This is a genomic window from Nocardia sp. NPDC049149, from assembly GCF_043197455.1.
Taxonomy (GTDB): domain Bacteria; phylum Actinomycetota; class Actinomycetes; order Mycobacteriales; family Mycobacteriaceae; genus Nocardia.
In genome coordinates this window covers 146087-157753 of sequence record NZ_JBICTD010000008.1, presented here as the reverse complement: position 1 = coordinate 157753, position 11667 = coordinate 146087, and the positions used below count along the sequence as shown (strand labels likewise).

The 11667-nt window shown below is 67.4% G+C and carries 10 protein-coding genes; all 10 read right to left on the bottom strand.

Going from position 1 to position 11667, the window contains the following annotated elements:
* Nucleotides 1-6: 6 nt before the first annotated feature.
* Nucleotides 7-1809, bottom strand: coding sequence for a glyoxylate carboligase (gene gcl / locus ACGFNJ_RS30475; protein ID WP_393455768.1), 1803 nt, complete (start codon nucleotides 1807-1809; stop codon nucleotides 7-9).
* Nucleotides 1806-2681: an NAD(P)-dependent oxidoreductase gene (locus ACGFNJ_RS30470; RefSeq protein WP_393455765.1), complete on the bottom strand. Its 876-nt coding sequence runs from the start codon at nucleotides 2679-2681 to the stop codon at nucleotides 1806-1808. The genes gcl and ACGFNJ_RS30470 overlap by 4 nt, the downstream gene beginning before the upstream one ends.
* Nucleotides 2678-3478 (bottom strand): hydroxypyruvate isomerase family protein, encoded by an 801-nt coding sequence (locus ACGFNJ_RS30465; protein WP_393455762.1) that lies wholly within the window; start codon nucleotides 3476-3478, stop codon nucleotides 2678-2680. The genes ACGFNJ_RS30470 and ACGFNJ_RS30465 overlap by 4 nt, the downstream gene beginning before the upstream one ends.
* The gene (locus ACGFNJ_RS30460; protein ID WP_069167058.1) at nucleotides 3475-3855 is read right to left on the bottom strand and encodes a gamma-glutamylcyclotransferase; all 381 of its coding nucleotides are present in this window, start codon (nucleotides 3853-3855) and stop codon (nucleotides 3475-3477) included. The genes ACGFNJ_RS30465 and ACGFNJ_RS30460 overlap by 4 nt, the downstream gene beginning before the upstream one ends.
* A gap of 122 nt (nucleotides 3856-3977) precedes the next feature.
* Nucleotides 3978-5045, bottom strand: a complete 1068-nt coding sequence (locus ACGFNJ_RS30455; protein WP_393455759.1) for an XdhC family protein — start codon at nucleotides 5043-5045, stop codon at nucleotides 3978-3980.
* A gap of 12 nt (nucleotides 5046-5057) precedes the next feature.
* Nucleotides 5058-6500 (bottom strand): NCS2 family permease, encoded by a 1443-nt coding sequence (locus tag ACGFNJ_RS30450; RefSeq protein WP_393455756.1) that lies wholly within the window; start codon nucleotides 6498-6500, stop codon nucleotides 5058-5060.
* A 133-nt stretch (nucleotides 6501-6633) separates the two neighbouring features.
* A complete protein-coding gene (locus tag ACGFNJ_RS30445) occupies nucleotides 6634-8967 on the bottom strand; it encodes a xanthine dehydrogenase family protein molybdopterin-binding subunit (RefSeq protein WP_393455753.1) in 2334 nt (777 codons plus the stop codon).
* Nucleotides 8964-10328: an 8-oxoguanine deaminase gene (locus ACGFNJ_RS30440; RefSeq protein WP_393455750.1), complete on the bottom strand. Its 1365-nt coding sequence runs from the start codon at nucleotides 10326-10328 to the stop codon at nucleotides 8964-8966. The genes ACGFNJ_RS30445 and ACGFNJ_RS30440 overlap by 4 nt, the downstream gene beginning before the upstream one ends.
* Nucleotides 10325-10798, bottom strand: coding sequence for a (2Fe-2S)-binding protein (locus tag ACGFNJ_RS30435; RefSeq protein ID WP_393455748.1), 474 nt, complete (start codon nucleotides 10796-10798; stop codon nucleotides 10325-10327). The genes ACGFNJ_RS30440 and ACGFNJ_RS30435 overlap by 4 nt, the downstream gene beginning before the upstream one ends.
* Complete coding sequence (locus ACGFNJ_RS30430) at nucleotides 10798-11667, bottom strand: FAD binding domain-containing protein (RefSeq protein WP_393455745.1); 870 nt, start codon at nucleotides 11665-11667, stop codon at nucleotides 10798-10800. Before ACGFNJ_RS30430 ends, ACGFNJ_RS30435 begins: the two co-directional genes overlap by 1 nt.

Here is an 11667-nt window from a genome sequence, read left to right as displayed (position 1 = left end):
GCCCGCTCACCTGCCGCCTCCGACCGGTTCCGGTTCCGGTTCGATGGCGACAGTGGCCGTCGGCGCGTCCGCGGCGGACCGCGCCAGGTCTTCGAATTCCACGATGTTGTCGATCTCCAGGCCCATCGACACGTTCGTCACGCGCTCGAGAATCACCTCGACCACGACGGGCACCCGGAATTCGGCGATCATCTTCTTCGCGTCTTCCAGGGCGGGCCCGATACCGTCCGGTTCGAAGACGCGAATCGCCTTGCAGCCCAGCCCTTCGGCGACCTTGACGTGGTCGACACCGTAGCCGCCGACCTCGGGGCTGTTGATGTTGTCGAAGTCGAGCTGGACGTAGTAGTCCATGCTGAAGTTCCGCTGTGCCTGCCGAATCAAGCCCAGGTATGAATTGTTCACCAGCACATGGATATACGGGATGTTGAACTGAGCGCCGACCGCCAATTCCTCGATGAGGAACTGGAAGTCGTAGTCACCGGACAACGCGACGACGGTGGCCTCCGGGTCCGCAGTCGCGACGCCGAGCGCGGCGGGCAGGGTCCAGCCGAGCGGACCGGCCTGGCCCGCGTTGATCCAGTGCCGTGGCCGGTAGACGTGCAGCAGCTGCGAGGCCTGGATCTGGGACAGTCCGATGGTGGACACGTAGCGGACGTCGGGTCCGAACGCCCGGTTCATCTCCTCGTAGACACGCTGCGGTTTGATCGGCACATTGTCGAAGTGGGTCTTGCGCTGGCCCTGCTGCTTTCGCGCCCGTACCTGCGCCGCCCAGGCCGTGCGGTCGGGCAGGTCTCCCACCGCCGCGAGCTCACGGGCCACCTCGAGAAAGACTCGCAATGCCGCGCCCGCGTCGGAGGTGATGCCGAAGTCCGGCGCGAACACCCGGCCGATCTGGGTCGGCTCGATATCGACGTGCACGAAAGTGCGGTCCTTGGTGTAGGTTTCGACGCCGCCGGTGTGGCGGTTGGCCCACCGGTTGCCGATGCCGAGCACGAAATCGGACTCCAGCAGCGTGGCGTTGCCGTACCGGTGCGAGGTCTGCAAGCCGACCATGCCGGCGTGCAGCGCATGATCGTCGGGGATGGTGCCCCAGCCCATCAGCGTCGGCACCACGGGAACACCGGTCAGTTCGGCGAATTCGACAAGCAGATGCGCGGCGTCAGCATTGACGATGCCACCGCCTGCGACGAGCAGCGGACGCTCGGACGCGTTCAGCATCGCAAGTGCCTTCTCCGCCTGCGCCCGGGTGGCGGCCGGGCGGTGCACCGTGAGCGGTTCGTAGGTCGCGATGTCGAACTCGATCTCGGCGAGTTGCACATCGATCGGCAGGTCGATCAGCACCGGCCCGGGCCTGCCCTCGCGCATCAGCTGGAACGCCTTCTGGAACGTGCCCGGCACCTGCGCCGGCTCGAGGACGGTGACCGCCCACTTCGCCACCGGCGCGGCAATCGAGGAGATATCGACGGCCTGGAAGTCCTCCTTGTGCAACTTCGACACCGGCGCCTGGCCGGTGATGCACAGGATCGGAATGGAATCCGCACTGGCCGAATACAACCCGGTGATCATGTCGGTGCCTGCGGGGCCCGACGTCCCGATGCAGACACCGATGTTGCCCGCGGCCGCACGGGTGTACCCCTCCGCCATATGCGAGGCAGCCTCGACGTGGCGGGCGAGCACATGCTTGATGCCGCCGTGCGCTTTCATCGCGCTGTAGAACGGGTTGATCGCCGCGCCGGGCAGCCCGAACGCCTGCGTCGAGCCCTCCTTTTCGAGGATCAAGACCGCGGCGTCGACGGTGCGCATCTTCATGCTTCGCCCCGGCCCGACAGCGCCTCCGCGACCAGCAGCAGGCCCGAGTGGTCCAGTGCGCCGTAGCCCATGGCCCGCGCCGCGGCGATGAGCTGCGCGGTGAGCGCGCCCATCGGGATGGACACCTCGGCCTCACGCGCGGCCTGCAGGATGATGCCCATGTCCTTGTGGTGCAGGTCGATCCGGAAGCCGGGCACGAAGTTGCGGGCCAGCATGGTCTCGCGCTTGAGCTCGAGGATCTTGCTGCCCGCGAGCCCGCCTGCCAGCACGTCGAGGCCCTTGGCCGCGTCGGCGCCCAGGTTCTCCATCAGCAGAATCGCCTCGGCCACCAGGGCGTAGGTGCCGCCGACGACGAGCTGGTTGGCCGCCTTGACGCATTGGCCCGCGCCGTTGCCGCCGACCAACGCGAAGGTCTTTCCGACCGTCTCGAAAATCGGTGTCGCGGCCTCGAAGTCGGCCGCAGAGCCACCGACCATGATGGACAGCGCCGCGTTCACCGCACCCGCCTCACCGCCGCTGACCGGGGCGTCGAGCACCCGCAGCCCGTTCTTCTGGCCCTGTTCGGCGGTCCACTTCGCGGTCTTCGGGGTGATCGTGGAGAAATCGATGTACAGCGCGCCGGGCACCGAGTGCTCGACGATCTCAGGGAAGACCGCCTCGATCTGCTCGTCTTGCGGCAGCATCGTGATGACGATGTCCTTGTCCTGCACCGCCTCCGCGACGCTGGGAGCGGCGGACCCACCGGCGGCCTTCAGCTTGTCGAGCCCCCTCGGGCCGATGTCGTAGCCGGTCACCTCGTGCCCGGCGGCGACAAGGTGGCCCGCCATCGGGCTCCCCATGATGCCGAGGCCGATAAAGGCGATCTTGGTCATTTGATCCACGTCCAATCCAGCTCGGGGTCTTTGTATTCGAGGCCGATCCAGCCGTCGTAGCCTGCGGCGGCGAGGGTGTCGAAGAGCGTGGCGAAGTCGAGCTCGCCGGTGCCAGGCCTGCCGCGGCCGGGATCGTCGGCGATCTGCACGTGGCCGAGGTGGCGCGCGTGCGTCTTGATCACCTCGATCAGGTTCTCGTCCATCTTCGCCAGGTGGTAGAGGTCGCAGAGGAACCGCACGTTCGGCGCACCGGTCTGCTCGATCACGCGCACGGCATGCTCGGCGCTGACGATCGGATAGTGCGGCGACTCATGGGCGTTCAGCGCTTCGACCAGGACGACGGCGTCGATCCGGGCAGCGGCGCTCGCAGCCAGCCGCAGGTTTTCCAGCGCGATCTCGTCCTGCACCGCCGGGTCCTCACCCGCAATGCGGTTGCCGTACAGGGCATTCAGGGCACGGCAGCCGGTGCGCTCGGCGATGCCGACCGCCACCTCGATGTTGTCCCGGAACCTGGTGATCTCACCGGGCACTGAAACCAGTCCGCGCCCCACCGGAATCAGGTCGATGAAATTCAGGCCGACCAACGCAACGCCTGCGTCATCGATCGCGCGAACGAACGCATCGATCTCTTTGTCGGCAGGTGTCGGATCTTCGCCGAAGGGCCACCAGAATTCGACACCGTCGAATCCGGCCGCCTTGGCGGCGGCGGGACGTTCCAGCAGCGGCAGATCGGTGAAGAGGATCGAACAATTGACGTCGAATTTCGGGAGACCGGACTCCCCTGCGTAATGCTTCATTCAGCTCCTTCGCGATATTTCTTCCAGCTGCCGATCCTGGTGATGTCGATCAGTTCCGGGTACGAGGTCGGCGGGCGGCGCAACACCATCGAGAGGACCGAGCGGCCGTCGTCCAGCTCGATCGCGCCGAGCTCGAGCTCCGGCGGTTCGGCGGGAAGCAGCTGCTCACGAAGCACATCGAGCGGCACGTCGAACAGCTCGCCGACAATCGAATGCCCGCCGTCCGGCGCGGGGTCGAGGCCGGGAAAACGGTCGCCGACCGAGAAGAATCGGTAGCGCGGAGCGGTTTTCGCTTCACCGGCGAACGGTGCGCCGTTCAACAGGTGATTGAGCGGCCCTCCGCGCATGGCGGAGCCGTTCAGGAAAATCAACGGCATTATCGGGTCCTTTATCTCGAATTGCACCAAGTATGCGTGGATTACGCGTTATCGGGGTAGATGAGATCAACCCAAAGGTGGTCGATCATTCTCCGGCCGATTTCGTAGGATGCTCCAGCCGATCACCAGGCAGGCAATAAGTCCCGGTGAATCGGACCGTCGCTCACGGTGAGCGGTTGCGTGGAGCCGCCTCGGCGGACCGCGACGATCTCGGCGGCGATGGCGACCGCGGTCTCGGCAGGCGTGCGCCCGCCCAGATCCAGTCCGATCGGCGAATGCAGCACGGCCAGTTCGGATTCCGACAAGCCGATGGCACGCAGGGCGGCCATCCGCTCGTCATGGGTGCGCCGCGATCCCATCGCGCCGACATAGGCAACGGGAAGCCGTAAAGCCAACTCCAGCAACGGGATATCGAACTTCGCATCGTGCGTCAGCACGCACAGCACCGTCCGCGCGTCGACCGAGGTTCGGGCCAGATACTTGTCGGGCCACTCGACGACCACCTCGTGCGCGTCTGGAAAGCGGGCCTGCGTAGCGAACACCGGCCTGGCGTCGCACACAGTGACGTGATAGCCGAGGAACCGGCCGATGCTCGTCACCGCAGACGCGAAATCTATTGCGCCGAAGACGATCATGCGCGGCGGAGGTACGTAGGATTCCACGAACACGGTGCGTTCGCGATTGCCGCAGCCGATCACCCGCACCCCGGTGCTTCCGGTGTCGAGCATCGCCCGCCCCTCCGCGACGACCGTCGACTCGAAGGTCGCGCCGAGCGTCCACCACGGCCCCAAAGCCATTGCGGCACCGCTATTCAGGTCACGCACCAGCGCCACCGGCTCGGCCGACCGCAGCAGCGCCTCGATCGTGTCGTGCTCGGCAGGCGTGATCGCCTGGACGAATACCTCGATGGTGCCGCCGCAGGTCAGTCCGACGGCGAACGCGTCATCGTCGCTGTATCCGAAACTTTCGCGCACCGGCCGCCCGGTGCGCAGCACCTCGCGGCAGAGCTCGTACACCGCACCCTCGACGCAGCCACCGGAAATGCTCCCGATCACTACCCCTTCGGCGTCCACCGCCAGGGCGGCGCCGGGCGGCCGCGGCGCACTGCCGCTGACACCGATGACGGTGGCTACGGCGTAGGACTTGCCCGCCGAATGCCATTGCAAGAGTTCTGCCGCGAGGTCACGCATTGTTCTGCCGTTCTATCCGCCGAGCAATAGTTCGATGGCCGCGATGCCGAAGTAGCCTGCGAAGACCACGCCGACCACCCAGATCAGCCAATGGATTTCGCGGAACTTCCCGCGCGCCGCCTTGATCACCACGTACGCGATGACCCCTGCGCCGACACCATTGGTGATCGAGTAGGTGAAGGGCATCAGCACGATGGTGAGGAACGCGGGCACCGCGACCTCCAGGTCGGCCCAGTCGATCTTGCGGGCCTGGGTCATCATCAACGCGCCGACCAGCACGAGCGCCGGGGCCGCGGCCTGGATCGGCACCACCGCGGCGAGCGGGGTGAACAGCACTGCGAGACAGAACAATCCACCGGTCATCACGCTCGCCAAGCCGGTACGGGCACCCTCACCGACGCCCGTCGCCGATTCGACGTAGACGGTATTCCCTGCCCCGCCGCTGACACCGCCGATGACCTGCCCGATGCCGTCGATGGTCAGCACCTTGCCGAGGCCGGGCATGGTGCCGCGCTCGTCGAGCAGCCCCGCCTCGTCACAGACGCCGAACACGGTGCCCATGGCGTCGAAGAAGCCGGTGAGCACCAGGGTGAACAGCACGACGCCTGCGACAAGCCCACCCGCCCTGGCGAATCCGCCGATCAGGTCGACGTTGAGCAGGAGGCCGAAGTCCGGCGCGGCGAAGAAGCCCTTCGGCGTCTCCGGCACCACCGGGCCCCACGCCTTCGCGTCGACCTTCGCCAGCGAGTTCACCGCGATGGCGAGCACGGTGGCGATGGCGATGCTGATCAGGATCGCACCGGGCACCTTGCGGATGAACAGCGCGAGCATGAGCAGCAGCCCGACCGCGAAAATCACTACGGGCCAACCGGAGAGGTGGCCGCCCGCACCGAGCGTGACCGGCGGGCCGGTCTGCGCCCCGTGGCCGACCACGCCGGCCGAAACCAGGCCGATCATCGCGATGAACATGCCGATGCCGACGCCGATCGCGTTCTTCAGCGACAGCGGAATGGCATTGATGATCATCGTGCGCAGACCGGTCGCCGCCAGGATCACGATGACGACGCCCATCAACACCACCAGGCCCATGGCCTGCGGCCACGTCATGTGCGGCGCCGCTTGGAAGGCGACCACCGGGACGACACCGAGTCCGGCCGCCAAGGCGAGTGGAACGTTGCCGACCACGCCCATCAGGATGGTGCTCAGCCCCGCGGAAAACGCGGTGGCGGTGGTGAGTTGGGCGATGCTCAGGCTGTTGCCGTCGATGTCCTTGACCCCGCCGATGATCAGCGGGACGAGCAGGATAACGTAGGCCATCGCGACGAACGTGGTGATGCCGCCGCGGATTTCGCGCGAGACGGTGGTGTTGCGTGCACTCAGCCGGAAATATCTGTCGAGCGCGGACCTTCCGGTGGCCGGCTCCGGAGTGGCGGAGTGGGTCTGTACTTGGGTCATTGGCGTGCCCTCCTCGGGGCATAGCCGACCTGCGATCCGGCGTGAGCGGCCGGATCGCCTGGTTCGGTTCTGCTGTTGTGGGGTCCCTACCGCCGTGCCGAGCGGGGCACGAAAGGCGGTCTGCCCCTGTTGATCAACTGCTCCGGATGATGTCTTCCGGACGCACCGGCACTCGGTTGATGTGCACGGTTCCTCCCGCGGATCGGCATGCGTCGCGAATGGCCGAGACGATCGCGGGAGTCGAGGAGAGCGTGGGTGGCTCCCCGGCGCCGCGCAGCCCGTATGGGGCGTGCGGGTCGGCGTTTTCGAGAATCTCGAGCCGCTGTGGCGGCGAATCGAGAATGGTGGGGATCAGATAGTCGGTGAAGGACGGGTTGAGCACCTTTCCGTCGCGGACCTGGATTTCCTCCATGACCGCCAGGCCGAGGCCTTGGGCGGAGCCGCCGTGGATCTGGCCCTCCAGCGACAGGCGGTTCATGATCTTGCCGACGTCCTGGACGGCGTCCAGTGCGACGACCTTGACGAGGCCGAGTTCGGTGTCGACGTCCACCACGGCGCGGTGCACGCACAGGGCCAGCTGGGTGTGGCTGTTGCCCTGTCCCGTCACCGGATCCATCCCCGTGGTCGGCTTGTGGTGGTATTTCCTTGTCTCCTCGATGATTTCGTCACCGAGGAGATCCACGATCGCGGCGTACACTTCGCCGCGCTCGGACACCACCTTGCCGCCGACCAACCGCAGGCCGCGGGTGGCGCCGAAACGTCCTTGGGCCAAGGCGAGTACGCGCATCCGCACCGCCTCGCACGCGGCCTTCACCGCGCCGCCGGTCATGTAGGTCTGCCTGGAGGCCGAAGAGGAACCGGCGCTGTCGATCTGGTTGTCCGCCGGATGGATGGTGACCCGCTCGATGCCGAGTTCGGTGCGCGCGATCTGCGCTTCGACGGTGACCAGGCCCTGGCCGACCTCGGCGGCCGCGGTGTGCACCAGCGCGACGGGTTCGCCGCCGATCACCTCGAGTCGCACCCTTGCGGTCGAATAGTCGTCGAAACCTTCGGAGAAGCAGATGTTCTTGATGCCGACGCCGTAGCCGATGCCGCGCACCACGCCCTCGCCGTGCGTGGTCTGTGAGGCGCCACCGGGCAGATTGCGGATATCGGACGGGTCGAGCGGTGCGGGCAGCGGCATCGCGCGCGCCTGCGCCAGCATCTGCGCCATCGGCATCGGCGCATGGATGATCTGGCCGGTCGCCAGCTTGGAGCCCTGGGAAACCGCGTTCACCTGACGCACGTGCACCGGATCGAGGTCGAGCGTCTCGGCGATCTTGTCCATCATCGACTCGTGCGCGAAACAGGCTTGTACCGCGCCGAATCCGCGCATCGCGCCGCACGGCGGGTTGTTCGTGTAGACGCCGTACGCATCGATCTTGATATGCGGAACCTCGTAGGGCCCCAAGGCAAGTGAGGACGCGTTGCCGGTGACGTTGAGCGTGGCCGAGGTGTAGGCGCCGCCGTCGAGCACGATCTGCACGTCGGCGAAGACGATCTTGCCCGCCCTGGTCACGCCGTACTCGTACCGCAGCTGCGCCGGATGCCGGTGCACGTGCCCGAAGAAGGATTCCTCGCGGTTGTACATCATCTTGATCGGCTTGCCGGTGTAGAGCGCGAGCATGCCCGCGTGGATCTGCATCGACAGGTCCTCGCGGCCGCCGAACGCGCCGCCGACGCCCGCCAGGGTCATCCTGATCTTGTCCGCGGCCAGGCCGAGACAGGGACCGATCTGGTCGAGGTCGTTGTGCATCCACTGGGTGGCGATATAGAAATCGAGCCCGCCGACCTCGTTCGGCGCGACCAGACCCGCCTCGGGGCCGAGGAACGCCTGGTCCTGAATGCCGACCTCGTATTCGCCGGTCACCACCACGTCGGACAGCGCGCGGCCGACCGCGAGATCGCCGACCCGGACGGGCTGATGCCTGGCGATGCCGCCGCGTTCCTGCACCGCGTTGGTCACCGGATCGGCGATCACCGCGAGCGGATCGGTGATGGGGGTCAGCACTTCCCACTCGATCGCGATGACTTCGATGGCGCGGCGGGCGATTTCGGGATGGTCCGCGGCGACCAGCGCGATCGGCTCGCCGTGGTGGCGGACCTCGTCGAACGCCAATACCGGCTGGTCCCACGTCATGTCGAGCCCGTAGTGCTTGCGGCCCGGCACGTCGTCGTGAGTGAGCACCGCGTGCACGCCCGGCAAGGCCAGCGCCTGGCTGATGTCCATGCTCAGGATGCGAGCGCGCGGGTGCGGGCTGCGCAACGTGGCGCCCCACAGCATGCCGTCCATCCAGAGGTCGGAGGCATAGGCGAAGTCGCCCTTGACCTTCAGCGTGCCGTCCGGGCGCAGCGGGCTCTCGCCGATGCCGCCCTTGCCCGGTGCGGCGACCTCGCCGGGGAATCGGGTGCCTCGTACCGCGGTCATCGTGACTCCTCCCGCTCCAGTAGCCGCTGGCGCGCGGCCGCCCCTGCCCTGCCGACGGCATCGTGGGATACGGTGCGCAACTCGTCGTTCTCGACGACGGTCCGGCCGCCGACGAGCAAGCGGGCCAGTGGCGGCGTCGGGCCGAATACCAAGGCGCACACCGGGTCGGTGAGCGCGGCACGGAAGCCGTCCACCCGCCACATCGCGATGTCCGCCAGCTTGCCCACCTCGAGGCTGCCGATCTCCTGCTGACGGCCGAGGTTTCGCGCACCACCCAAGGTGCCGATCTCCAAGGCCTGGCGCGCGGTCAGCGCGGTCGGGCCGTGCACCGCGCGCTGGAACAGCATCGCCTGGCGCAATTCGCCTGCCATCGAGGTCAATTCGCTCGACGCGGCGCCGTCGACACCGAGGCCGACCGTCGCGCCGGCACGCAGCAGCTCCGAGACTCTGGCGATGCCCGCGCCGAGTCGGGCGTTGGAGCTGGGGCAATGCGCTGAGCCGGTGCCGGTTTCGGCGAAGCGGCGGATGTCGGCGTCGTGCAGGTGCACCGCGTGAGCGAACCACACGTCGTCGCCGAGCCAGCCGAGCTTCTCCATGTATTCCACGGGGGTGCACCCCATCTGCTCGCGGCAGTGCTCTTCCTCGTCGAGGGTTTCGGCGAGATGGGTGTGCAGCCGGACACCCTTGGTGCGGGCCAGCAGCGCCGCGTCGGTCATCAGGCCCTCGCTCACCGAGAACGGCGAGCAGGGCGCGACGGCGACCCGGAGCATCGAATCGAACGACGGATCGTGGTACTTGTCAATGGTTTCCGAGGTGTTCAGCAGGATCTCGTCGCGGTCCTCGACCACCTCGTCCGGCGGCAGACCGCCTGCGGACTGACCGCGGTCCATCGAGCCGCGGCACGGATGGAACCGGATGCCGAGCTCGTGGGCGGCCCTGACCTCGGCCTCGAACAGATCGCCGCGTCCCTTCGGGAACACGTAGTGATGGTCGCTGCTAGTGGTGGTCCCGGTCAGCGCGAGCCAGCCCAGTCCGGCCGACGCGGCGCCGTAGACGACGTCGGCGTCCATGCCTGCCCAGGTGCGGTAGAGCCCGGTGAGCCATTCGAACAGTGTCGAATCCTGGTACAGGCCTTGGGTCGCCCACTGGTAGAGGTGGTGGTGGGTGTTGACCAGACCGGGGGTGACCAGGCAGCCGGTGCCGTCGATGCGCCGTGCGTCCGGGAGGACGGGAGCGGGTCCCGCGCCGATCGATGCGATGCGGCCATCGGCGATCACCACATGGCCGGACGGGATCTCTGCACCGACAACCGGTGCGATGTAAGCGTTTTCGATGACGGTCTTCGGCTCACCCGCGCTCATTTCGCCGCCGCCTTCCGCTGCGCCGCCAGCCGGACCGCGTCGAGGATCTTCTCGTAACCGGTGCAGCGGCAGAGGTTTCCGGCCAGCGCCTCGCGGATCTCCACAACGCTCGGCTCGGGATTGTGCTCGATCAGGTCGTGCGCCTGCACGATGAGACCCGGCGTGCAGAAGCCACATTGGACCGCGCCTGCCTCGACGAACGCCTGCTGCATCGGATCCAGCTGCGCACCGCTGGCCAGGCCCTCGACGGTGCGCACCGAGCGGCCCTCGGCCTGCCCGGCCGCCACCAGACACGAGCACACCGGAGTGCCGTCCAAATAGACGGTGCACGAGCCACATTCGCCTTGTTCACAGGCGTTCTTGGAGCCGGGCAGGCCCATGCGCTCGCGCAGCATGTAGAGCAGGCTCTCGCCCTCCCAGACGTCGTCGACCGTCTCCGGTGCACCGTTCACGTCGAAGGTCACGCGCATCAGGCTGCCTTCCTTTCTACTAGGTAGTCCGTCCATGCCCAGCCGAGAGTGCGGCGGGCCAGCACCGAGAGGGCGTGCTTGCGGTAGTCGGCGGTGCCGCGCACGTCGTCGATCGGTTTCGCGGCCGCCGCGACGAGCGCGCCGAACTCGCGAAGCACCCGCTCGGTGAGCGGCGCGGGATCGTGCCACGGCAGCTGCGTGGCCAGGAATTCCTCGGCGGGCTCGGCCCGCAACGGGGTCGGGCCGGACGAGCCGATGCCGGTGCGCACGGTTGCGGTGCTGGGGTACAACGCGATCGAGAACGAGCACACCGCGATCACCATGGCGTTGCGGGTGCCGACCTTCGAAAAGTATTGCGGCCCTTCGGCGGGCGGCAGCCAGATCGCCCGGATCAGCTCGTCCGGCTCCAGCGCGGTCTTGCGCACCCAGATGTAGAAATCGTCGATCGGGATCATCCTGGTGCCGCGGGCCGCCGATTCGACCTCGACCACCGCGTTGCCCGCGAGCAGCGCGGGGTGGGCGTCGCCGGCCGGCGAGGCACCGCCCAGGTTGCCGCCGACGGTGCCGCGGTTGCGGATCTGCGGCGAGCCGACAGTGCGCGACGCCTGCGCCAGGCCGGGCAGCGGTCCGGCGAGCCGGTTGATGATCCGGACGTACGGCACACCGGAGCCGATGCGGATCTTGCCGTCGATCTCCTTGTACTCGAACAGTTCTCGGCACGGGTTGAGATCGAGCAGCGCGCTCGGCCTGCCCTTGTCGAAGTTGAGCTCGACCATCATGTCGGTGCCACCCTGGATCGGGCTGGCGTCCGGACGGGTCGCCTTGAGGTCGAGGGCGTCGGCCCAGCTGGTCGGTCGGAGAAAGTCCAT

What these genes read in the sequence shown, in the direction of transcription:
- gcl (WP_393455768.1), bottom strand. Translation starts at nt 1,809, where the DNA reads ATGAAGATGCGCACCGTCGACGCCGCGGTCTTGATCCTCGAAAAGGAG.
- ACGFNJ_RS30470 (WP_393455765.1), bottom strand. Translation starts at nt 2,681, where the DNA reads ATGACCAAGATCGCCTTTATCGGCCTCGGCATCATGGGGAGCCCGATG.
- ACGFNJ_RS30465 (WP_393455762.1), bottom strand. Translation starts at nt 3,478, where the DNA reads ATGAAGCATTACGCAGGGGAGTCCGGTCTCCCGAAATTCGACGTCAAT.
- ACGFNJ_RS30460 (WP_069167058.1), bottom strand. Translation starts at nt 3,855, where the DNA reads ATGCCGTTGATTTTCCTGAACGGCTCCGCCATGCGCGGAGGGCCGCTC.
- ACGFNJ_RS30455 (WP_393455759.1), bottom strand. Translation starts at nt 5,045, where the DNA reads ATGCGTGACCTCGCGGCAGAACTCTTGCAATGGCATTCGGCGGGCAAG.
- ACGFNJ_RS30450 (WP_393455756.1), bottom strand. Translation starts at nt 6,500, where the DNA reads ATGACCCAAGTACAGACCCACTCCGCCACTCCGGAGCCGGCCACCGGA.
- ACGFNJ_RS30445 (WP_393455753.1), bottom strand. Translation starts at nt 8,967, where the DNA reads ATGACCGCGGTACGAGGCACCCGATTCCCCGGCGAGGTCGCCGCACCG.
- ACGFNJ_RS30440 (WP_393455750.1), bottom strand. Translation starts at nt 10,328, where the DNA reads ATGAGCGCGGGTGAGCCGAAGACCGTCATCGAAAACGCTTACATCGCA.
- ACGFNJ_RS30435 (WP_393455748.1), bottom strand. Translation starts at nt 10,798, where the DNA reads ATGCGCGTGACCTTCGACGTGAACGGTGCACCGGAGACGGTCGACGAC.
- ACGFNJ_RS30430 (WP_393455745.1), bottom strand. Translation starts at nt 11,667, where the DNA reads ATGGACTTTCTCCGACCGACCAGCTGGGCCGACGCCCTCGACCTCAAG.